Origin of the sequence: Peribacillus sedimenti, assembly GCF_046237635.1 — a bacterium.
Lineage (GTDB): Bacteria > Bacillota > Bacilli > Bacillales > DSM-1321 > Peribacillus > Peribacillus sedimenti.
The window spans coordinates 1,365,766-1,389,523 of sequence record NZ_CP143547.1; the positions used below are offsets into that span (position 1 = coordinate 1,365,766).

General features: G+C 40.8%; 20 protein-coding genes and 1 riboswitch. Of the genes, 10 read left to right on the forward strand and 10 right to left on the reverse strand.

The features are described 5' to 3' along the window. Nucleotides 1-136 precede the first annotated feature (136 nt). From V1500_RS06825 to V1500_RS06835, 3 genes are all read left to right on the forward strand, one after another. Nucleotides 137-781 carry an SDR family oxidoreductase gene (locus V1500_RS06825; protein ID WP_409304826.1) on the forward strand — a complete coding sequence of 215 codons (645 nt, stop codon included), beginning with the start codon at nt 137-139 and terminating at the stop codon, nt 779-781. A gap of 123 nt (nt 782-904) precedes the next feature. Beyond that, a complete protein-coding gene (locus V1500_RS06830; protein ID WP_409304827.1) occupies nt 905-1,060 on the forward strand; it encodes a hypothetical protein in 156 nt (51 codons plus the stop codon). A 1,000-nt stretch (nt 1,061-2,060) separates the two neighbouring features. After that, nucleotides 2,061-2,912: an STAS domain-containing protein gene (locus tag V1500_RS06835; protein ID WP_409304828.1), complete on the forward strand. Its 852-nt coding sequence runs from the start codon at nt 2,061-2,063 to the stop codon at nt 2,910-2,912. Nucleotides 2,913-2,988: 76 nt separating this feature from the next. Here V1500_RS06835 and V1500_RS06840 read toward each other — a convergent pair whose 3' ends face one another. The 7 genes from V1500_RS06840 to V1500_RS06870 form a co-directional block, all read right to left on the reverse strand. Beyond that, nucleotides 2,989-3,522 carry a GNAT family N-acetyltransferase gene (locus tag V1500_RS06840; protein WP_409304829.1) on the reverse strand — a complete coding sequence of 178 codons (534 nt, stop codon included), beginning with the start codon at nt 3,520-3,522 and terminating at the stop codon, nt 2,989-2,991. A gap of 601 nt (nt 3,523-4,123) precedes the next feature. Next, nucleotides 4,124-5,470 (reverse strand): GntP family permease, encoded by a 1,347-nt coding sequence (locus tag V1500_RS06845; protein WP_409304830.1) that lies wholly within the window; start codon nt 5,468-5,470, stop codon nt 4,124-4,126. 23 nt (nt 5,471-5,493) lie between these two features. Then, nucleotides 5,494-7,032 carry a gluconokinase gene (gene gntK / locus V1500_RS06850; RefSeq protein WP_409304831.1) on the reverse strand — a complete coding sequence of 513 codons (1,539 nt, stop codon included), beginning with the start codon at nt 7,030-7,032 and terminating at the stop codon, nt 5,494-5,496. Then, entirely contained in the window at nt 7,025-7,756 is a 732-nt protein-coding gene (locus V1500_RS06855; RefSeq protein ID WP_409304832.1) for a GntR family transcriptional regulator, read from the reverse strand. Before V1500_RS06855 ends, gntK begins: the two co-directional genes overlap by 8 nt. 508 nt (nt 7,757-8,264) lie before the next feature. Then, complete coding sequence (locus V1500_RS06860; RefSeq protein WP_409304833.1) at nt 8,265-9,791, reverse strand: glycine betaine uptake BCCT transporter; 1,527 nt, start codon at nt 9,789-9,791, stop codon at nt 8,265-8,267. Between the two features lie 82 nt (nt 9,792-9,873). After that, entirely contained in the window at nt 9,874-10,533 is a 660-nt protein-coding gene (locus V1500_RS06865) for a hypothetical protein (protein WP_409304834.1), read from the reverse strand. A gap of 448 nt (nt 10,534-10,981) precedes the next feature. Then, nucleotides 10,982-11,890 (reverse strand): Gfo/Idh/MocA family protein, encoded by a 909-nt coding sequence (locus tag V1500_RS06870; RefSeq protein ID WP_409304835.1) that lies wholly within the window; start codon nt 11,888-11,890, stop codon nt 10,982-10,984. Nucleotides 11,891-12,264: 374 nt separating this feature from the next. Next, nucleotides 12,265-12,356: riboswitch (cyclic di-GMP riboswitch) on the forward strand. A gap of 69 nt (nt 12,357-12,425) precedes the next feature. Between V1500_RS06870 and V1500_RS06875 the strand changes: the two genes are divergently transcribed. Both V1500_RS06875 and V1500_RS06880 read left to right on the forward strand, forming a co-directional pair. Further along, nucleotides 12,426-13,121, forward strand: a complete 696-nt coding sequence (locus V1500_RS06875; RefSeq protein ID WP_409304836.1) for a hypothetical protein — start codon at nt 12,426-12,428, stop codon at nt 13,119-13,121. A gap of 119 nt (nt 13,122-13,240) precedes the next feature. Beyond that, the gene (locus V1500_RS06880) at nt 13,241-14,143 is read left to right on the forward strand and encodes an HD domain-containing phosphohydrolase (RefSeq protein WP_409304837.1); all 903 of its coding nucleotides are present in this window, start codon (nt 13,241-13,243) and stop codon (nt 14,141-14,143) included. 187 nt (nt 14,144-14,330) lie between these two features. On the opposite strand, the gene V1500_RS06885 is transcribed toward V1500_RS06880, so the two are convergent. Continuing rightward, nucleotides 14,331-15,557 carry an NAD(P)/FAD-dependent oxidoreductase gene (locus V1500_RS06885; RefSeq protein ID WP_409304838.1) on the reverse strand — a complete coding sequence of 409 codons (1,227 nt, stop codon included), beginning with the start codon at nt 15,555-15,557 and terminating at the stop codon, nt 14,331-14,333. Nucleotides 15,558-16,107: 550 nt separating this feature from the next. Beyond that, nucleotides 16,108-16,812 (reverse strand): DUF421 domain-containing protein, encoded by a 705-nt coding sequence (locus V1500_RS06890; protein WP_409304839.1) that lies wholly within the window; start codon nt 16,810-16,812, stop codon nt 16,108-16,110. A 359-nt stretch (nt 16,813-17,171) separates the two neighbouring features. Here V1500_RS06890 and V1500_RS06895 point away from each other — a divergent pair, with 359 nt between their 5' ends. From V1500_RS06895 to V1500_RS06910, 4 genes are all read left to right on the forward strand, one after another. Beyond that, nucleotides 17,172-17,324 (forward strand): hypothetical protein, encoded by a 153-nt coding sequence (locus tag V1500_RS06895; RefSeq protein WP_409304840.1) that lies wholly within the window; start codon nt 17,172-17,174, stop codon nt 17,322-17,324. A gap of 854 nt (nt 17,325-18,178) precedes the next feature. Next, entirely contained in the window at nt 18,179-18,940 is a 762-nt protein-coding gene (locus V1500_RS06900; RefSeq protein WP_409304841.1) for an alpha/beta fold hydrolase, read from the forward strand. Nucleotides 18,941-18,958: 18 nt separating this feature from the next. Continuing rightward, nucleotides 18,959-19,873 carry a patatin-like phospholipase family protein gene (locus V1500_RS06905; protein WP_409304842.1) on the forward strand — a complete coding sequence of 305 codons (915 nt, stop codon included), beginning with the start codon at nt 18,959-18,961 and terminating at the stop codon, nt 19,871-19,873. A gap of 200 nt (nt 19,874-20,073) precedes the next feature. Next, nucleotides 20,074-20,847, forward strand: coding sequence for a CPBP family intramembrane glutamic endopeptidase (locus V1500_RS06910; protein WP_409304843.1), 774 nt, complete (start codon nt 20,074-20,076; stop codon nt 20,845-20,847). 246 nt (nt 20,848-21,093) lie between these two features. On the opposite strand, the gene V1500_RS06915 is transcribed toward V1500_RS06910, so the two are convergent. Continuing rightward, entirely contained in the window at nt 21,094-21,186 is a 93-nt protein-coding gene (locus V1500_RS06915) for a YjcZ family sporulation protein (RefSeq protein ID WP_409304844.1), read from the reverse strand. 1,362 nt (nt 21,187-22,548) lie between these two features. Between V1500_RS06915 and V1500_RS06920 the strand changes: the two genes are divergently transcribed. Beyond that, nucleotides 22,549-23,751 carry a glycosyltransferase family 4 protein gene (locus tag V1500_RS06920; protein WP_409304845.1) on the forward strand — a complete coding sequence of 401 codons (1,203 nt, stop codon included), beginning with the start codon at nt 22,549-22,551 and terminating at the stop codon, nt 23,749-23,751. The last annotated feature ends 7 nt before the right edge of the window (nt 23,752-23,758 follow it).

Consider the following 23,758-nt stretch of genomic DNA (forward strand, 5'->3'; position numbering starts at 1 on the left):
TTCGTTATCTTTATATAGGTGAAGGTGTTTTCAGGAAAATGATTTATCGCTTTTCATGTTATTGGACAGATTATTTGATGTGTCATTCTGTTAGTGAAATAATTTAGGAGAAAAAAATTCGACGGGAGCTGATAATATGAAGGTTTTTGTTGTAGGGTCCAACGGCCAGATTGGAAAACAACTCGTACATCTATTAAAACAGAGTGATCAACATACAGTGAGGGCTATGGTCAGAAAAGAAGAGCAAGCTGAAGCATTTAACAAAATAGGTGTGGAGACTGTGCTTGCTGATTTGGAGGGCAGTGTGGATGGAATCGCGGCAGCAGCGGAAGGCTGTGATGCCATCGTGTTTGCGGCGGGTTCCGGCGGCCATACCGGCGCCGACAAAACGCTCTTAATCGACCTGGATGGTGCCGTCAAAACGGTTGAGGCAGCAGAACAGCTGGGGATTGAGCGGTTCATAATGGTGAGTGCCCTCCAGGCGAATAATCGAGAGAACTGGAATGAAAAAATCAGGCCATATTATGTAGCGAAGCATTATGCTGACAGGATTCTGGAGCAAAGCAAATTAACATATACCATCATCCGTCCCGGCGGTTTGCTCAATGAGCCCGGCACTGGAAAAGTTGCTGCCGGAGAGAATTTGGAAAGAGCTACTATACCGCGGGAAGATGTGGCGGGAACAATCCTGGCTGCTTTAACGGAGGAAAAAACTTTCAAACGGTCCTTTGACCTTGTTTCCGGCGACCGGAATATTTCGGATGCTCTGAAATCCCTATAAGCCTTTTAATGAGCTGTCGTATAGAGGCAGCTCATTTTTACTTTTGATATGCAAAGACAGAGAGCTCTAACTGAATCATAAAAAATATGTTCAGGGTTACCTTAAGGGACGGGAGGTGATATTTTGGAAAAACGAGAAAATAAGGCTCGTACCATTAATAATCCCGATGCAGCAGGTCTCGGAAGACCGGAGGTAGCTGCGAGGGTCGAAGTAACCATGGATGATCAACCGATCCAAAAGGGTGATCCGCGGAACGTACCAGCAAATAATCCGCAATAAGGTAATTGGTAAGAATGACTTGTAAGGCTGCCCGGCAGGCAGCCTCACTCCGTCTTGGTGGAGCTGAAAGTGAAATTGTGAAAGTAGAGTCGAAGAAGATTCTTTGAGTAAAGGCCAGTAGCTTATAAAACAACTGCAAAAAAAAGCTGTTCATACGGCCGATGAAGGTCGAAAGTCGATGGGAAAGCAAGAGAAAGGACGTTCATACGGCCGATGAAGGTCCAAAGTCGATGGGAAAGCAAGAGAAAGGACGTTCATACGGCCGATGAAGGTCCAAAGTTGACGGCAAAGCAAGAGAAAGGACGTTCATAGGGCCGATGAAGGTCCAAAGTCGATGGGAAAGCAAGAGAAAGGACGTTCAGGGGGCCGATGAAGGTCCAAAGTCGACGGCAAAGCAAGAGAAAGGACGTTCATAGGGCCGATGAAGGTCCAAAGTCGATGGGAAAGCAAGAGAAAGGACGTTCATACGGCCGATGAAGGTCCAAAGTCGATGGGAAAGCAAGAGAAAGGACGTTCATACGGCCGATGAAGGTCCAAAGTCGATGGGAAAGCAAGAGAAAGGACGTTCATAGGGCCGATGAAGGTCCAAAGTTGACGGCAAAGCAAGAGAAAGGACGTTCATAGGGCCGATGAAGGTCCAAAGTCGATGGGAAAGCAAGAGAAAGGACGTTCAGGGGGCCGATGAAGGTCCAAAGTCTATGAAAAACTAGAGAAAGGTCTTCATAGCGCCAATGATAATCAATTTAGAGTGTAAGGTCACTCTCACTGACCGGAGAAGAGAACAAGCAAAGTATTCATAAAAATAGTTACATTATATGTTGTTTGCCGGGCTCAAATTACTACTTATCTTTTTGAAATTTTTCATATCTAAAGGATAGAAAGCTACGTCAAAGCTGGAGATACCCGTATAAAGGAATTCATGATAATATCAGATTTCTTTTTTTGTTTACCATATAAGAGTATAATTTTAACATAGCTATATTTCTGGAGGTAATAAAACATGGGTCAGCTAGAAGAAGATTTATATTCATATATCATTAATCAATCAAATGAGATAAGTGATATATGGTTTAGTACAAGAAAAGTAGAGATTGGTTCGATCTACTCCAGTGATGCGGGTGAATCGGTTACAGATACATTAAAACAGCAGCATATTTACACAATTGATACCATTGCGAGCGGGTTTTTGGAAGACAAGACGATCTTCAAAGATAAATTCGACACGTGGATAGAGGAAGTGGTCAATAGCCGTGTTGAATATGAAACACCTATTTATCAAGTGGTAGAGGCCCTTGGCAAAACCAAAAGAATCATTTGGGAGTTTGTGCAGGAGTATATAAGGAAAAACGAAGAAATAAACAGAGAAACTATACTTCGTTGGAGCTCATTATATAATTCGATCCTGGATACCCTGATCACTGAGTTTTCCCGACGGTATTATGAGGCTACCAGAGCAAAGATTAAGGTACAAAAAGATTTGATTGAAGAAATAAACAGTCCGGTGATCCCGGTGGTGGATGGGGTTGCCGTTTTGCCTTTAGTAGGGCATATCGATGAAATGCGCGCACACTCTATATTGGAATCAATACCGCAAAAATGTGTGGATATGCGCATTGTTCATCTGGTTATCGATATGTCTGGCGCAAATTATATTGATACAGTTGTCGGAGAACGTTTGTATCAATTGGTGAAAGTTATCAATTTACTAGGCATTAATACGCTGATCTCGGGTATTGGCGCGGAGATGGCCCAAACCGCGATTCAATTGGGAGTAGATTTAAGCCATCTGCAGACTTTTGGCAATTTGGGACAGGCGCTTGAACATTTTGGAGTGAGCAAGAAGGAAGAGTAAGGTTTAAGATGGATACAAGAAAAACTCCCTGGATTCCTGTATTCTTCAGGGAGCTTGATGCAAGCAGGGGATATGGCTATTCGTTGTTAATAATCGCCAATGTTTGATGGTCTTCCCACTTGCCATTGATTCTTACATTCTGCCGGCCAATTCCTTCCTTGTGGAAGCCGGCCTTTTCAAGAACCCTTATCGAAGCTCTATTATGCGGCATTACTCCCGCTTCGATTCGGTGCAGCTTTAGCTTGCCAAAGCCATATCCTACTGCAAGTCTTACCGCCTGAGTCATGTAACCTTTCCCGTTATTGTTTTTGTCGAGACAATAGCCAATCCAGCAGCTTTGCAAATCACCTCTGACTACCTCAGTTAAACTTACGACTCCTATCAATGCCCCGGCGTCCTTAAGGAGTATGCCAAACGTATAGCCAGCGTCCTGGGATGCATTTGAAATGCTCTTCTTTATCCGGTCGATTTGGCCTTGTAAGGTATAGAACTCCTCTTTTTTTAAAGGTGTATATTTTTGGAAGAAATATCTATTATTTTTTTCGAGCTCCAGCAGTGCAGCATCTGCCAAGTCTACAAGCCGAATATCTATAGCATATTCACCAGCCATTTATGTCTCCTCCTTCATAAAAACCCCCAGCTTTAACGTCTGCGGCGAAAACTTATTTATCACTGCCACAGAACACAGCGGTATAGCAAACACCACTCATAAAGCGGAAAATTCATATTTTAACCCGGGTTTTTCCATTTACAAATGAACAGACTTCTCCCGGGGTTTGCTGCACCGAAAAAGACGCCCGATTCCTTTTGATGAAATTCGCATTGACCTTTTTCCATAAATGGTAGCCGCTTCTTTATGGTAGGTTAACAAAAAATATCCAGGCATTGCTTTATATCCAGGCAGGTAACTATAATTCAATAGCAAATCGTAGAGGAAGGGATACCCCAGTGCAATCTATAAAGGACACTTAATTAATTGCTTTTATCACTGAACAAGAGAACACAAGCTACTGTAGGACGATATGCAGCTAGAAAAGAAAGTCTTAATCGATACCCAAACAATCAACAGCAAAACGCCCTAACGAAGGGAAAATCCCGGATCCGTCAGGGCTTAGAAGTCATTTACGTCTATATATGGTTCTTTTTATTTGGGAAGCGATTACAAATCCGACTGTGAATTATGAAATCTGTGAGTGTACGATAAAGATTTATTATACGAATAAACTTAACAGAAGCACAAATCCTAATCCAGCCACCGAAATAATGGTCTCAAGTAAAGTCCATGTTGCAAATGTTTCTTTCATGCTTAAACCAAAGTATTCCTTGAACATCCAGAAGCCTGCATCGTTGACATGCGAAGCTATTAAACTTCCAGCTCCAGTAGCAAGAACGACTAATGCTAAATTTACGTCAGATTGTCCTAACATAGGAATGACCAACCCAGCTGTTGTCAAAGCTGAAACAGTAGCAGACCCTAAAGAGATACGTAAGATTGCAGCGATGATCCAAGCCAGTAAGATTGGCGATAAGGAAGTATCCTTAAATAATTCGGCAACATAATCACCTACACCGCCATCAATCAAAACCTGTTTGAAGGCTCCGCCGCCTCCAATGATTAAGAGCATCATTCCGATGTGGCTAATAGCTGTTGTACAGGATTCCATGATATTCTTGATAGGTATTTTTCTTGCAAGTCCCATTGTGTAGATTGCAACTAATAAAGAGATCAGCATGGATGTACCAGCTTCACCAATGAAACGAATCACTGCCAGGAAACTATTATCTTCAATTCCCATTGTCTTTTGAACCAGTGTAATAATAGTAGCAATTGACATTAGAATAACTGGAAGAATGGCAGTAAATACACTGATTCCAAAACCTGGAGTATCTTCAAGCTTAAATGCTCTTTGTTCACCTAAAGAAGCAATGCTTCCTGTTTTATTAAATGAGTCTGGTACAATTTTTTTCGCAAGCTTTGTAAATATAGGTCCAGCGATAATGACTGTTGGAACAGCAATAATAAAGCCGTAAAGTAATACTTCGCCAAGGTTTGCACCATATTCTCCGGCAATAACAGTTGGTCCGGGATGAGGAGGCAGGAATCCGTGTGTTACGGATAATGCAGCTGTCATCGGAATACCAAGATACAATATAGAAACCTTTAATTCTCTCGAAATAGCAAATACGATTGGAATTAATAATACTAAACCTACTTCAAAAAATAGAGCAACCCCGATAATGAAGGAAGAGGCGACAACGGCCCATTGAATATTTTTCTCTCCAAATTTATTTACGAGGGTCATCGCGATTCGCTGGGCCCCTCCTGAATCAGCAATCAGCTTGCCCAGCATGGCCCCAAGCCCAAAGATCAAAGCTAAATGTCCAAGTGTTCCGCCTAAACCGGCTTCAATGGTTTTTACAATTGTATCTAATGGCATCCCAAGTGCCAAAGCCACTCCAAATGCTACAATGATCAGGGAAATAAAGGTATTTAATTTTAAGCCCATAATTAATATCAATAGGGCTAAAATACCGATTGCTACAATAACTAATGGCATTTTTCATTCCTCCAAGTATGATTCTAGTGGTTTATTAAGCTTCTTTGATAGTTTGCAATATTCTTATAGTCCTCTTCCAAAACCCTGGATAGGTTAATGAATATCGGCAATAATTGCCTGTACTCATGCACGGCTTCTTTATTTGGTTTGTGTGTGTAGGTAGTTCCAACCATTTCGGCAGCCACCTCAAAAGATTCAATTTTCCCCAGGGCATAAAGGCCTAAGATACAAGCTCCCAAACAGGAACTTTCATAGCTTTCTGGAACAGCAAGCTCGGATTCGAATATGTCGGACATCATTTGGCGCCAAACATCCGATCTTGCGAATCCTCCAGTTGCCTGAATGCGGGTTACAGGGCTGTCCATGCATTCCATCAAGGCTAAAAATACTGTATATAAATTGTAAATGACTCCCTCAAGCGCAGCTCTAATCATATGTTCTTTCTTATGTGACAAGGTTAAGCCGAAGAATGATCCGCGTACGTCCGGATTCCAAAGGGGAGCCCGTTCACCTGCCAGATATGGATGGAATAACAATCCATCAGCTCCTGGCCTTACACGCTCGGCAATCTTGGTTAATACCTCGTATGGGTCAATTCCCAGTCTTTTGGCTGTTTCTATTTCGGAAGAGGCAAACTCATCCCTGATCCAGCGAAGAACCATACCGCCGTTATTTACCGGGCCGCCAATGACCCAATGTTTTTCTGTTAATGCATAACAAAAGATCCGGCCCTTTGCATCTGTTTGCGGCTTATCAATAATGGTACGGATGGCGCCGCTTGTCCCGATCGTGACCGCAATTTCCCCTTGTCGTATCGCGTTTACACCTAGGTTGGAGAGAACCCCATCACTGGCACCAATGATAAAAGGTGTTTGCGGGTCGATGCCGATCTGTGCAGCCAGCTTGGGATTGCAGTCCGTAAAGCTTTTCGTTGTCGGTACAAGCTCTGATAATTGTGCCCGTGTAACTCCTGCTATTTTTAAAGCTTCCTCATCCCAATCAAGATTCTGCAGATTCATCATGCCCATGGCAGATGCCAGGGAATGATCGACAACATACTGGCCAAAGAACTTTTTAAAGATATATTCCTTAATCCCGATATACTTTTTGGCTTTGGCAGCGATTTCAGGACGTTCATTCACGATCCAGGCCACCTTGCTTAATGGTGACATCGGGTGGATGGGAGTGCCTGTCCGTTTATAAATTTCATGCCCATTTAATTCATTTTTTATTTTTTGCGCCCATGCTTCACTTCGGTTATCTGCCCAGGTGATACAAGGGGTGAGCGGCTCATCATTTTCATCCATGGCAATCACACTATGCATTGCACTGCTAAATGAGACAAACGATAGTTTCTTTGCGGAATGACGTCTCATTATGTTCGCCATGGCCTCTAGAACCGCCTGGAAGATTTCTTCCGGGTTTTGCTCAGCTGTTGAAATATCGGGTGTATATAGCGGGTATCCGATATTTTCCTGTTCGATCACTTCGCCTTTTTCACTGAATAAGACTGCTTTAGTACTTGTTGTACCAATATCTATCCCTAACATATAGTCAGTCATTTGACTTCTCTACTCCTTTAGACCGCATTTCCTGTGACATCCACAGGTCCTCTACGCTTCCCTGAACATCATCAAAATTTTGATGCAAGGACTTGACCATAAGTGCTCTATCTTTTGCTTTGATCGCTTCAATATAAAGTTCATGATTTTTGACAATCCGATCAAAGTCTTCATATTTTTCTTTGAAACGCATGCGCATGGATAATAAAATGAAACCTTCCATCACGGGCTTTAAATTATTCCAGATCATCAGAATGTATGAATGTTTAATCGCCCGGATAATAGTCTCATGAAACATGACATCCTGGTAGGAGAACTCATCAGCGTCACTGTATTTAATGGCAACTTTCATCATTTCAAGGATTTTACTCAGTTCCTTTGCCAAGGTTTCAGTATCCATCTTTACAAGCCGTTCGAATACGAATGTTTCAATCAGAAGGCGGACATCATAGATCTCTTCTATTTCTTTTTCTGTCAGGCCAATAACGACGGCACCCATTCGTTCTAATCGGATTATATTTTCAGATGCCAAAGTTCTCAGCGCTTCTCGGACAGGTGACCGGCTGACGGCAAAATCAGCAGCCAATTTATTTTCGGATAAGATGGTACCGCTTTCAATCATGCCGGAAATAATGCGCATTCGAAGCTCACTGGTTACCCGGTCACCGGCTGATGCTTTTGAAAGCCATTTAGCAGGATAGAGGAATTCCATAGAATCAGCCATATATCCACCTCGTTTTTATTTAAGTATACTTGTATACAAGTATTATATCGTGCATTTTTAATTTTGCAAGCGCTTTTATTATTTTATGAAAACGTTTTTTTATTTACCGCAATAACATCGTCTTTCTGCGGGTGTTCAATAGATATATACAATGTTTTAGAATTAGCAGGGGTTCGTTCAGTATGTTGATTTCCAATAAATCTACTGGGACAGGGGCGGATCAATTATGCAATGAAGATGCTGGCAATCCGAAGAAAAAGTGGAATGGGAAAGAGCCTTTATGGTGAAAGGCTCTCTCGGATATACGTCCTCGCTTGGAAAAGTTACAGGTATAGGCGGTGCAGACTGAGTTTTTGGCAACTACAATTGAAATGCACTCCAACGCCAAGATTCAAAATAAAGAAGGCTTGAGCCTCATCGAGATGAAAATAAATCCAGTGAACATTACAAAACTAAGCGGAAAATCTTTTAACCGAAGATATTTGTAAACATAGTTATTTCATACAGATTAGGAATGGGGCACACTTCTTTTGCTGCCTCTTTTTATGGCCACTTCAGTTCTTAACCCTTTTACCAATGAGAAGCACATGACGAACATGATGATAGCAAAGGGAAGGGCCGCTGCAATGGATGCAGTTTGCAGTACATTTAACCCGCCAGCTAAAAGTAATACAGCCGCTAAAGCAGATTGGATGACACCCCATGTTATTTTTATTTTGTTTGAAGGGTTAAGTGTCCCGCCTTCACTTAGCATGCCCAATACAAAGGTGGCGGTATCGGCAACCGTGATATAGTAAATGGCTACCACCGCAAATCCCAAGATGCTCAACAGGGAGCTTAATGGCAGATGGTCAAAGAATATAAAAATGGACAATGAGACATTTTCTGCGATATTTTTAGCCAGGTCGTGGTTTGCTTGATTTTGGACCAATTCAAGTGCCGATCCCCCAAATACAGACATCCACAGACATGTTCCCAGGGTAGGCACAATCAATACCCCAACAACGAACTCTCTTAGTGTCCGTCCTTTTGAGACCCGGGCAATAAACATTCCGACGAATGGAGCCCATGCTATCCACCATGCCCAGTAAAATAAGGTCCATGATGCAATCCATTCATTTTTGCCAAAGGGATTTATCCTTAAGCTCATTTCTAAAAAATCACTAATATAAAGACCCATCGTATTGAAAAACACTTGAATAACGGTCAGCGCCGGACCTGCAAGCAGAATCAGCACCATAATCGCTACAGACAGGATGATGGCTGAGTTGGATAAGTATTTTATCCCCCTTTCCAATCCTGTGGTAATGGAGAAGATAAAAATGACTGTTGCGACAGCAATGACAATCAGCTGGCTATATAACGTATGGGGGATACCGAATATATCATGCATTCCCGCAGTGACCTGCATGGCGCCAAGCCCTAAGGAAGTGGCGATACCGAAAACTGTTGCAAAGATGGACAGGATATCGATCGTTTTGCCTATCGGTCCATAGATTCTGTCGCCTAAAATCGGATGGAATGCTGAACTGATGGCCGCGGGAAGCCTCTTGTTATATTGAAAAAATGCAAGGGCTAACCCAATGACAGTGTATATAGCCCATGGGTGCAGCCCCCAATGAAAGAAGGTATATTTTAAAGCTGTGTTGGCTGCTTCGACAGTATATCCTTTGCCGTAGGGAGGAGCTGTGTAGTGGGTTACTGGTTCTGCTACACTCCAGTAAACTATCCCGATCCCCATTCCCGCACCGAACAACATCGCAAGCCAGGATCCAGTACTGAAATCAGGCTCGTCTGTCTGCCTGCCGAGCTTAATATTGCCATACTTTGAAAACAGTAAATAGACGGAAAAAAACACAAAGAATAGGGTAGAACCAAGATAAACCCATCCGAGATAATCAATGGAGCCATTATAAATGGCGTTCGTGATCTTGGTTAGATTTTCGGTGAAAAAAACTCCCCAAACAATGAAAATGAGGGTAAGCAATAATGAGATAATAAAAACACTGTTTTCTTGTAATTTACTACGATCCATAGAGACCTCCTGGCACGTTTGAAGAATATTGTATTCCGTTATACTGTTCATTCAGCAGGGAAAGTAACGTCAGGTTTTGAAGTCAGGTATCGAAGGCGTTATATTGGAATTCCCACTTATTTAAATCCGACAGCTCGTCTTGCGACACCTCTAAACCGCCTCCAAGGCAAACGCCTTCACCTCTGATTGCCACGACCATCGTCTCGATTAAAATATCGCTGTCCACCTTTTTATAGATGTCCCCCAGCTTTGGAGTTAATTGATTGTTAATGTGCTGCCCCGTTTCATCTATGAATTCTTCTGCCATATTGACCATATCTTTATAATCAATAGGGTGGCTGTCAGACGCACGGCCAGGTACCATCAATAAATATTCATGGTGCTTGATTCCGTTAGAATCACTTGTTACTACTCCTTTTCTATCAACAGTTTCCACTATTTCGATTTCATTTAATGAATAATTATCCAGGGTATCCGGAGTCGGATTGTTAATCAAAATAAAATCTCCTGCCTGAGGATGTTGGTTATTCTTGAGCGTGTATACCTTATGATTGAAAATAAAGCTGTCATTTTCCTTAGCGATATACCTTTCCACACTGGCAGCATTGGTGATATGCTGTGTCAAATCCCTCAGTTTAATAAGATGGACAGATAGTTTATACATTGGTTTTACTCCATATACCTTGTGTAACTCGTTGTTATAGTATACAAATTGCCCTTTTCTTATCTGATACAGTTTCAAAACCAGATCTCCCTTCAAGTTTCATAATGACGTTCATTGCAGAAGGCGAGTGGATCGTTTCATCCGTAACCTCTATATAATTAGAATTATTATTAGGATGGCTATTTTTTGAAAATACATGTAAACGGTGAGAAAAGGCTAGTATATACAGTCCTAGAAACAATCAAAGAGCAATATGGGGGAGGCTGAGATCAGCTGGGTCTGACTGAATAAAGAAAGGCTGAAGTTTAAAGGGGATAGGGGAAAGAGTTGAAAGAATGGGAGGTCTGGCAAAGTGACAAGGAATCGTATGTGGATATTTCGTGCTTTTTAAACCGGCAAAGCTGTCATTTTACTATAAAAAACTCATGCATTTCGAGATTAGCTATTTTTTAACAGGGCAGTTTTACATAGATATGAAAACAAGCCAGAACTATCTCTGGCTTGCCATTATATCGATATTATATGTTTACGAATCTTGGTTTATCTTGATAACGATTCTTTCGCAAATCTCATGAGTGATCAAGGAATCTTGAATCGATGGATCGGGAGTTTTATTATTCTGTACACAATCGATAAAATGGTCCACGATTTGATAGAAGCCCCGCTTGTACAAGGTCGGCTCCCAGTCGCCGAATTTAGTTATGCTTATCTCTTTATTATGAAAATGTGTTGTTTCCACAAGGCTGTTTACTACATATTTATGTCGTCCTGTATGATATTCAATAGTTTCTTCTGTAACGCCGCCATTTCTGTTCATGACTCCGATGGCAATACAGCCGTCGCCAATTAACTGGATCACCAAATGATCCATTATATCGTCATTCATTAGGAACTCTACCTTTACATCCTGTACCGGACTTCCCATTAAAAATCTAAGCGTATCTACCACATGGATAAAATCCTCTACCACAAACCTCCTTACATGATCCGGAGCAGCGAATCTGTTTTTTTGCATGAGGATCAAGGACGCTTTCCCATGCTCCTTAAGCTCATCCACCCTCGGGATAAACCTTCGATTGAAGCCGACCATTGCAATCTTGCCACTCTCTTGTGAAAGCTGGACAATTCTTTCGGTTTCCTCATAATTCATTGATATAGGCTTGTCTACGTAAATATGTATTCCGCTTTGAAGCAATTTCTCAGCTATTTCAAAATGTGCTTCTGTCGCCGTACTGACAAAGGCCGCATCAATGTTTTTGCTGATCAGTTCGTTCACACTGTGGACAGTTTCTTCCGTTCTATATTTCTTGGATAATCTGCTCAAAGTCTCAGCATTTCTCGTGCACAGGACCAATTCGATGCCTTCTTTTTCAGAAAGGACAGGGAGGTACGCCTTTTGTGCAATATCCCCGAGTCCAATGATTCCTATTTTCAATTTAAATCACCCCACTGGTAGCGTTTATGCGTGTAAATATCTTGATATGATAACGTGGTGTGCGACATAAAGGTCGCACGCTCCATTTACATTCATTATGACCCAGGCAGAAAGTGGATTTCAAGCAATCTGGACTGTGCCCCTTACCATGCATTAGGTTCAGTACTTGTGGTAAATGGCGGGTGAGTAGACACTCTTACATAAACCGCATCAAAAATACTAGTTTTTCCTAAATTTCTATGTTATTTTGCTGCATTTTTCAGCAGTATAAATAGATTTTTTTAAAAAAGTCTTAATAATTTACATAATATTACAAAAGTAGACATAGACTTGGTTCATTTTTCCCTTTATAGTAAAAATATACTAAATTACATATTCAATAAGGGCAACCTATCTGAAAGGATATGGACGCAAAGCTAAAGGGGCTAAAGCAGGGAACATTTTGCTATGCCAGCCAGTTGCAAACCTAAGGGCCCTTTTGCAAAGAAAAGGGCCTTTTAATATTTCGATATGATTAAAGGAGAGGGGTAGTTTCATGAAAAAAGTATTGGCGATTTTATTTTCAGCTCTATTATTTTTAAGTGTAGGATCCCCTGCATTTGCATCGACAGACGATGATATTTCAAAAGCATTGGAAATGATCGGAAAAACAAATAGAGAGATTGATGAGAAGATACAAAACGCAGTAAAAAAGGCTGATGAGCTGCATGGAAAATACTTATACGAAGTACGTAAGATAGAAGAAGGCGACAAAGTCGTTAAATTAAAAGAAGAAAAAGCAAAGACTTTGGCGGAATTAGACCAAGCTAGAGATGCAGATAGCAGAAGTAAATTAAATGAGAAACTTTTAGAGATTGATAGAAAGCTGGCAGAAGAGCAATCTAGAATACAAAGCCAAATGGCAGCTATCGAAGCAGAGATAGAAACAACAACATACCAGATGGTTACAGAAGAAGATAAGGATGAAAAGAAAATAAACGAAAAAATAAATAAGCTTAAAGAGAAGTTAGATAGTAAAAGTCTAAAATATCAGGAAAAAACAAAACAATTTACAGAGGATCTTGATAAAGTCATTACTACTGTTTACAATGAAACACTTAAAATGTCCAATGAAGCGATTAAAAAGGCTGCTGAAAAAGGAGTCATTGCAGAATGCAGCTGGACATTGGTCCGCTTTGCTGACAGATGGGTGTGGATTGATCCTGTGCGCGTCATTAAATTCTCACGATAGCCTTTAATAAATATCCATTGATGGTAATACATGGTTTGTTATATGATTGTAATGAGAAAACGAGTCTATTTTTAAAGTAGGCTCGTTTTTTATGCAACCATAATTTAGAGGTGGTACATGTGGCTTTTACCATAGGGAAAAAGAATTCTTTCATAGAACAAGTTTCTTTTGATTTGTATAGTATTGGTTTGCTTGCACATGGAGACGGAGTCGAATGCATGATACAAACTATTGCATACGATAATGAATTTTATGTATATCCCAGTGACAACCCTAATGTAATGGAGTTTTTTTATATTTTGCAAGGTGAAATGGTTTGTGAGCTAAATGGCGAAAAAATTAGGCTTGGACCAAATGACTATTATTCAGCAAAAAATTTAGAAGATCCTGTCCATTTTACCACCATAACAGATGTAGTTTATTTATGGATAATTACTGAGCCAACCTTTTATCAGTTAAGTGATAGTGTTACAGATTTAAAAAATAAAGTGGATGAAGTTGAGAAAAAAGACCGATATACCCTGAAACATAGTGAAAGAGTCTCAGTATATGCAATGAAAATTGCAAAGAGCTTAAAGCTATCAAAGGAAAGACTCGAGAATTTATATATAGCTTCCCTATTGCATGACGTAGGAAAAATAAATACACCTGAAGAAATTCTAAACAAGCCTGGCAAGTTAACGGACGAGGAATTTGCAATAATAAAACGTCATCCATTGGATGGGGCGGCAATGGTTAAACATCTCTATTACGATGGGATAGCGGAAATCATTGAACAGCACCATGAGAGATTGAATGGTACCGGTTATCCGCATGGATTAAAAGGTGATGAAATTCTTCTGGAAGCCCGCATTATTGCAGTAAGTGATACATTTGACGCTATGATAGAGGACCGTGCCTATCGCCGGGGATTAGATATTCAGTTTGCTGTCGATGAACTAAGAAGGTTGGCTGACACCCACTATGATCCAGAAGTGGTAGATGCCTTTGTAAAAATATTAGAAGAAGAGGGTCGGATTTGATCGGATTCCAATCCTGTAACACGCATGCTAAAAAGGATGATTTGTAAGTTCAGCATTTTAATTTTTGTTCATTTTATGGTTGAAAGAAATAAAACATGGCGTCCAGACTTATCCTAAAGCAGATACTCTATTTTTTATCCGTTTTATAATATAAATTATAGGGCACTGCCAGCAGTGCCCTGTTTTACTATTTTTTTTGTAACAAAGGACGGTCCTGCAAGTACAGCTCCATATCCGGGCTGTTACCTTCGACAATTTCCCGGACAATAATTTTAGAAAGCAGCTGGCTATATACAGTGCCATTGTCGCCAAAACCCATTAGGAAGTAGCTTTTGGGGTACTTGTCGTATTTTCCGATTATGGGAATTCCGTCTGACGTTCCTCCATAAAAAGCCGAAAGATAATATTCCGCCTCAACTTTTATATCCGGAAACATGCTGTTGAGCTGTTCAATGAGTTTATCCTTTTTTTGTATCAGTTTTTTGTCCCTCTCCTCAGGTTCAGTTGTATTTTCATCCAGGCCTCCAATAATGATACGGTTGTCGGTGGTGGTACGCATGTAAAAATAGGGGCGCGCCGTCTCCCAAATCAGTGTCCGCTTATACCATGAAGAGAGGTCATCGACTTGATTCGTTGTTACCGTATAGGTGCTGACAAAGGATGCTTTTTGCTCCTTTTTTATATCCGTGTTTTCGTAGCCGGCTGCAAAAATAACATAGCGGGCGGAAATGGTATGCCCGGCCATTGTTGAAATGATCGTCCGTTCCGTTTCTTCATCATACTTCTGGTCAGTCATTTCTGTTTTTTCAAAAATGCGGACACCCTTTTTGGCGGCGTAATCAAATAAGCCGTGGGTAAATCTAAAAGGATTTAGTTCAGCATCATTATATGAATAAATCGCTGCATCTCTGCTAAATGGATATTTGGACTCAATATCTTCCTTTGTCAGAAAGGTCAATTCAAAATGATGCTCTTTCAGGAATTCATACTCTTTTTTCAAGCGATCGATATCCTTCTCTGAGCTGGCAGCATAAAGGGTGTCTCTGAGTTTGAATTCACATTCGATTTCGGCTGCCTGGGACGCCGCCTCGATTTCTTTGATTGCCTCTTTCAGCAAATATAGATGCCTTTGAATATAATCGTTTCCAAATGTTTTAACTAAATCGGTAAACATCTTTTCCCCTGAATATTGAATGAGTGAGGTGTTAGAGGCAGTACTGCCGCTGCCCACTTTTTGCTTTTCCACTACGATCACATCAAGGTCAGTTCCTGCAAGGTAGTATGCACACTGTGCACCGGAAGTACCTCCTCCGATTATTAACACATCACAATTGAGATCCTGCTCCACTGCTGGATAGGATGGCGCGTCGGGGAAAGTCGTTGGCCAAAAATATTTTCCTGATTGTAAGTCCATATCCTTCCTCCTACTCATTGTACATACAGTTAATATTTCCAAACCGCTAAAACACATGTAGTCTTGTTTGCGCCTGAATAGTACGCTGGGGACAACAAATGGAATGGCGTGATCGGGCTTGCAGTGCTAGCCCTAAATAATGCGCCAGCCCGGAATTGACCACGATAAAGCCACAGCAAAGGGAGGAGAACTTCTCGACACTATCGTCATGTCTTGGGCGGGGGATGATTGAACTCAATCCACAGAAGGGAGGTTAGCTTTGGAGTTGTGGGTCTATAGCAAGGGATTTATGCGAGCAATATATGAATATGAGTATTATCTTACGGTGGGCCGCGAACAAAAAAAACACCTTCCTTTATTGCAGAAGCATTTCCCGCATTTCGTCTATATGTTGGGCTCTGTATCAAAAGACAGTTTAACAAAGAGATAGATTGTGATGGGGAGCAATTAACCGTAATTATATAGAAAATCCCGAGTTGAACTCTAAAATGCAGGGGGGAAATTTTTGTATGTTGGAAGAATATCGCCAGGCACAAATCTTAGTGGATTTTCATTTATACAAAAAAACGTGCAGATTTTCCTTCCTATCAAGGGTTGCTAGGAGAACGTTTTTGACTTCAGTTTGATAAAACCGTTCCAAATGGGTAATCACCCAACGTTCATCTTTGTGAGTTTCTTTTAATTCGGTTGCATTTATTTTGCCATCCTTTATTATCGTCCTTGGCAAATTGAATGGCTCTGTCTCCAGCTTGCAAAGCGCAGGGGTCAGAGGTTCGTATTTTGGGTCAAGGAAAACCGAAAATTTACCGCCTGCTTCCGAGATTGCCAATGCTACTTTCTTCACATCACTTATTTTCTCTTGGCGCAGCTTCTCCAATATCATATCAATTGAGATTCTTGCTTGTTTTAATCCCTGATAAAGGATTTCTCCGTCCTTGATAATGGTGACTGGAGGGTGGGTAATGAGCACCCTAAACCAGGACCACTTAAGGCTTAGAAAAATGCCCCCAAGATAGAGGATCACAATTACAACCGTTGTAATCATTGCTCCTTTAAAGTCCACATCGGCTTCTGCCAATGGGTGGGCGATAATGTCTCCGACAACCAACGCAATAACGAAGTCCAGGATTTGTAATTGGGAAATAGCACGACGCCCTAAGACTTTCGCAACAATCACCAAAAAGAAAAAAGCAAGTGAACCCCTTAGTATCCACCCGATTGCAGTAAGTGTATCGTGGCTATGAAAAAAATCCATAAGACCCATCCTTTGCTCTAATCTTTTACTTAGTTTTACACTCAGGTCAAATTTATAACCTGTAGTCATTTTATTTAGCACATCAATTTTGCTGGGCCAATGGAATGTTCAGGAGATGGTTTAATAAAGATAATATGATAGGAAACATTTGTGGAGAGGGGGGCATGGATTAAAAGCCGGCAGGCTGAAATACAAGAAACTGTAATGGATTCGACACCAACCGGATGGGTAAAAATCACGCACGATTTGGGATTGGCTTTGTTTCTCCCGCTGTTACTTGAATTGTATCGGGTTTATTATTACACCTTATCCTGAAAATGATGGCCATTGGATTTTCCTAATCTGGAAAGGGGTTTGCATTGGAAGGGATACTTATATTAGTGGTTGTCGGACTAGGGCTTCGCTGGCAAACAGCATCATTTATACTTCCGTTTATCATTTTTCCAGGCGGCCGGGTAAGTAAAGGATTGGTTTATGGATTTACCAATTTAGGGTTTAAGAGATTGCTATAGTGTTGCCAATTCTGTTAATTACTGGACTGCATGCGGCGGGAAACAGTATAATTAAAGTAAGAGTTTTGCTGCATATTTAGATTTACAAAAAGGAGTGATCAAGGTGCTTGGTTTACCTAATAATGTAAACGCATACAAATTTATTACACCCTTGCTTATATCCGGATTTTTCTTCTTCCTAAGCTTTTATTTACGAATTTTAGACGTCTACTGGTATGTATTCACACTTCCGTTTTATGCCCTGTTTTTAATTATCTCCTTATATCTTTTTTATCAAACTGACAAGAAAATACAAAGCCATGTTGGCGATGTAAATTGGAGCCGCTATTCCTTTTACCATAACTCTGTCGGCATTTATTTTGTATTATCTGTTGTTTTATTCTTTGTGTCCGTTATTTACATTCCTTTCTATAATGATGGCGGGCAACTTTTCATCTGGTATTGTGCCCCTATGAGTCTCCTATGCCTAATCAGTTTAATTAACTCCAGGAAAAGGTTAAAAGAACACACCAACGATACGCCTGCGAAAACGGGTACATGATGTGTTTATATTCTTTAGCTTTTACAGTATTAGCTTTCATTAAGAAACTATTCTCGCCTGATGTTTTGGTTAAGGTATTAAATTCTTTCTTTTTAGATTGTTAGAATTAATATTTTCTTATGTTTAAAGATTATAAAGAATTTAGAATAATTTAGAGCTGCTTAGGCGGCTTTTTATTTTTTCATAGCATTCCTTTTCAGCTTTAAGTGTGGATTGAATCTTCAAAAGGGTTTATCTTACAGTTTTTAAGGTATAAAAAATAAGAGTTATGTGTTGATATCCTAACAGCATTCAGGGAAGGTGGATGGAACCAGTGCCTTTCGTTAACAATAAAGGAAATCATATTTATTATGAAGTCAAGGGCAATGGGACCCCAATCGTATTTGTTCATCCGCCAGTATTTCCAAGCGAAGTGTTCCAGGGTCAGGTAAACGATTTATCACAGTCGTATAGAACAGTTTTTTTTGATTTGAGGGGACATGGAAATTCGTCGCCTAGCCAGACTGACTGGGATTTTTCCGACATTGCAGAGGACCTGCTCTGTCTGTTCGACCATATAGATGTTAAAACTGCCTGGATTTGCGGATACTCAGCGGGTGCTTCGGTTGCATTCGAATTCACTAAAAAATATCCAGAGCGGGTGGAAGGCCTGATACAGATTGGCACTGCACCAAAAGTTGCAGACCCATTTTTAAAAGGGCTGGTAAAAGGAGCGATGTTTCTGGCGGGCAGACATATCATGTTTCCTTTAGCTTTTGTTGGATCAATTGTTAATATTAATACATTTGACAGGTTTCTTCGATTGTACAAAGCTTCAAGGCGGACCAATGCGGCAGATGCACATTCATATTACAAAGCATTCCTTCACTATTCCTGCCACGATTGGCTCCCCTCCTTAGAAAAACCTGTTTTGCTTGTATATGGAGAGAAGGACAGGATTTCAGGAAGGTATGCTGATGAATCGGCTCGTCTTCTTCCAAACAACCAGCTGGTCATAATTAAAAAATCCAGTCATGAAGTTCCGGGGAACCATACTAGGGAATTTAATAATATAATCAGGACCTTTATTAGATAAGCTGAAAGAGGGTATCAGATGGAAACTGGTTTGGCACTTGCCGGCGGCGGAATCCCAGGCTGTACAGCTATAGGCGTGATAAGGGCGTTGAATGAAGCCGGAATAACGATTTCCCATATAGCAGGAACCAGTTCAGGCTCAATGATTGCTGCCTTGCATGCGTTCGGTTACAGCCCATCGGAGTTGGAGGAAATTGTTCCGACACTTAACAGACGGCATCTCGATCTCGACTGGCGGGCTATTCTGAAGAAGGCATTATTTCTGAACCGTGATTTTGAAGGGTTATTAAAAGGAAACAGGCTGAAAGGACTTATGGATGAACTGACTGAAGGAAAGTCCTTATCATCGTTGCGAACTCCGTGTGGGATTGTCGCAACGGATATGGATCAAGAACGCATATTTGTTTTTTCCAATACACATGTCAAAGGCTATGATTGGGATGATCAAGCTCTCATAGGTGAAGCAGTAAGGGCAAGTTTTGCCATTCCGCTATTATTCCAGCCGATGCATTACAAGGGAAGGACATTATATGACGGGGGCATTTTAGTGAACTGCCCGGTCCAGGTTTGTAAAGCAATGGGAGCAAAACATGTGATAGCTGTAGACCCTATATCGCCGATGAAAACGGCTGATCGGCCGGTTGGGTTAAGTACCTTGCTGCATCAAGTGATTTATTTCCATCTAAAAACACAAATGAAGGCAGAGCATAGTTTTGCAGACTTCGTGCTATATCCTGAATCGCCGTTTGTCAGTGCTTTGGATTTCCAAAAAGCAGCTGATTTCATTGACTTGGGATATAAGGCCGCGATGAAACAAATGGAGGAGATCAAGCAGGTGCTTGAGGAAAGCAATCATAAATTACAGGGATTAACAATAAATGATGCTTCATCTTGCGCTGGTTGCGACAGGCGTCAAACGGACTGTGAGGAGTGATTGTCTTTGGAACCCGGAATGAGCGGCGAACAGTGGAAACTGTTTGATAATAAATGGAATAATATATAGTTCAAACAAAGGCATGGAAAGCATCCATTGCCTTTTTTATTTTGCATCAAAAATCAATGGAGGAAAATATTGCTAACATCATATAATCAGAGAGAATGAGAAATATAATGTATTAAGAAGGAGACTATACAATGAACCGGATTGATCTGAAACTCTCCCTGCTGCTAGCGGCAGTGTGTGCCATTGGAGCAGTTATATTGGTTCCTTACCAATTGGGGAACATCTCGGCAGAAGTGAGGGAGGAGATCCCGTTAACGACTGGCCAGCTGACAGGGATTACAGCACTGCAAATGATTGTCACAGGCTTTATTCTTTCATTTATTGGATTTAAACTTGTTAGAAGAACGGGTCTGACAGTAGATATTTTGCAATCCTTATTTTTGAAAGAGGATAAAACGAAGTTTCAGAAAAACGGTCTGATTGCATCCATTGCAGGCGGGATTATGTTTGCTTTTTTCACGGTGGCTGCAGACCGATTTTACTTCGCGGATAAGATTGAGAAGTTAGGGGAGGGTGATGTACACTTTTCCTTCCAGGGCTTGCTCGCTGGAATCCTCTACGGAGGTGTGTTTGAGGAAGTCATGCTCAGGCTTTTCTTCATGAGTCTGCTCGTCTGGATTCTAAAAAACCTTTTTGCCAGAAAAAAGGATGAAATTCCTGCTGCAATTTATTGGAGTGCCATTACTGTAGCAGCTGTTTTGTTCGCAGCAGGACATCTTCCAGCCACAGAGGCGCTGTTCGGCGACCTTACCGCTACTATGATCGCAAGGAGTTTCCTCTTGAACGGGTTGGGAGGGATTTTGTTCGGCTACCTCTATTGGAAGAAGGGGCTTGAGTATTCCATGATAGCTCATATGTTTTGCCATATTGGCATGCAAGTTCTGTTTATCCCGCTGCTGTATTAAAAGGAGCTATATTTTGGACGTAAATCTCATCAAAAAAGTGCATTTTTTCTGTATGGAATGAAGATTACTGATTTTTTTTTAAAAGTGCATGGACAAAACATAGACCTTTTATGAATTGCCAGCTTCATGTTGGTCCTTTGTTAACATTAACGGCTGCTCCCGGAAGAGAGCAGCCGTTAAATCGTACATGAGGCAATAAATTATCAGGTGACATACTTACCAGAGACTAAAGCGCCTTTTTCCAGATCAGTAGCCGCCCCAGTAATAGCAACCAACGATGATTAATAGGATGAATAATACAACGATTAAGGCAAAGTTTCCTCCATAGCCATTTGCCATTTTATTCACTCCTTTCTAAATATCTACTCGTCTTATAATATGTACAAGCCAGAAAAAAGGGTAGGGCGCTTACGCTATTTTTTATCAATTGGGCTAATTCGTGGCATAGAAGGATTCCGTTCACTCTTAAGAAGGATGGCTCGGTCACATATACTAAAAAATACGTTAAATAATATAGTGGAAGGAGATTAGATGTCCATTTTGAATAGTTTACTAGCAGCGATTGGTAGTGTATTCGTTCAGTTTTTGTTCGAAAGGCAGAGATACAAGGGCAAATTGCCAAAGCTGATTTACATTTTAGTTGTAGAGGTGGTTGTATTTACAGCTGGCATCCACTTCCTCAGTAAAATCTTTTAACTATATACATTGAAATTAAGGTTTTCTATAAAATGGGTGTTGATTTCCGCTGCACCAAGGGAAGCTTCTTTGCCATAAACCTCACAGGGACAGGTGGTTTACGCCTATCACGATGCGTTCGCTTTTAAAACACGTTCGAGCATTAATTTAAGATTTCGAGCATAGCCCATGGAGTTTCGCTCATAAATCGAGGATATCGATCATAAAACCTCCTAGCTCGAGCATGAACTCAATATTCACAGGTGTGTAAGTTCAATTTTTGAAAAATGAGTATATAAACATGGTATATATGTAATTCCAAGAAGAAATCGGCCTGAGTATAAGATCTTTTTAGTCTAGGCACTCGCCTTTTTGTTAACATCCTATCAAAATGCGATTTGCGGCAGACTAAAAGTCATGTAACATCGCACTCGGTTAGCAGCTGAGCAGGCAAAGTTGCCATTTTGATCCGTAACAGAAACGAATTCAGAGGATTGTACCTATCACATGCGGCTACAGCCAAAGTATTTCTGTAGATTTCATTTCAGGTAGAAAGACCGTTGGAAATTTACAATTATTAAGGTGAGAAATTTAAATTCTTACAAAACGGGATGCGAAGCTGCCTCCTGTTTTTGTTATCTTATTCCGTTTTTCGGTAATGGCCGTATAGCTTTTTACTTTTTTTGGCCTAATCAGTAGTTTTCGAATAATGTACGCATAGCTTTTTACTTTTTTTCCTTATGCAGATACTCGAATAATCTCCACATGCTTTACTTTTTTTCCTCATGCAGATTTCTGTCCATTTCTACTTTACCCTTATCCTTTTTGCCGGCTGCAGTCTGACAATCTTCCATATTCCCATTATTACCTTTTTGGCGGAAGAGGACTTATGCCCATTTATTCCATCTATACAACTTTGTAAAAATCCTCAAAAAATCTTAATTTTCTATTAATACCCTCTACATATTCATTCGCAATAATATAACCAAGGCGTAAGTATTCAGTTGATGACTGAGGTGGTGTTGGATGAAAAGTGTATTGATGGTAGTGCAAAATTTTTACCCTGAAATTGGGAGCGCAGGGAATCGGCTGAAGAACGTATACCTCAACCTGAAGCGGAGTGGCTATGAAGTGACGGTGCTGACGATGACGCCGAGCTATCCCAGCCGGGGCATCTATGAGGATCAGCATTTTTGGGATGAAACAGAAATAGACAGCCAGGATATCCTCAGGATACAGCCAGGGAAAATAAAGCGATATACACATAATCTCTGGTATCGGCTGTTTCACTACTTGGAAGCAATGCTGTTATTTATCATCACCATTTTACGTATGGAACGAAAATTTGATTATGTATTTGTTTCCACACCGCCTATTTTCCCGAGTGTAGCAGGAATGATAGCGAAACGGAGAATGAAAGCCCAATTGATTACGGATGTTCGTGATTTATGGCCTGAATCTCTTGTCGGTGTCGGTGCGTTTACTAACAGGGGGATCTTAAAGGCTTCCTTCACTTTGGAAAAAATGCTGTATAGGAGTTCTGACCAAATCATTGTAAACAGTCCGCGATTTCGTAATTATATCCTGGCAAAAGGAATCAATCCGGACCGTATTCGTTTTATCCCTAATTCACTTACGGAAGAGGAATTGGATATTAAAAATTCGCTTCCTCCTGCTTCAGCCAAGAGGGTTAAGGTCATCTACACAGGAAATATTGGGCTTGCGCAGGACATTTTAAAGCTGATCGAGGTGGCAGACTGCCTGAGTGACCACAGGCATATCGAATTTATGATTATTGGATACGGTATTCGCATCAATGAAGTAGAAAACATGATTACAGAAAAAGGCCTGACCAACATCAAACTGATCGATGCAAAAAATAGAAGAGTCACATTGATGGAGATTTCGTCTTCTCATATTGCCTATGTAAGTCTAGCGGAAAAAGATGCCTTTAACAAAGTACTTCCAGGAAAAATAATAGATTATATGTGTGTAGGAAGGCCGATTGTGGGGGATGTTTCTGGATTCGCAGCTGAAATTATCACAGAAGCAGGGTGCGGACTGGTGGCTGAAACGAGGGATGTAAAACAAATTAGTCAGCATATTCTGAAGCTTGCAGGTGATAGGCAGCTGCGGAATTCCCTCGGCGACAATGGCTACAGGTATGCCAAGGAACAGTTCAAGTGGTCCAAAAATATCAAAGGTTTGCTCAATATTCTAGAAGCTTAATATCTGC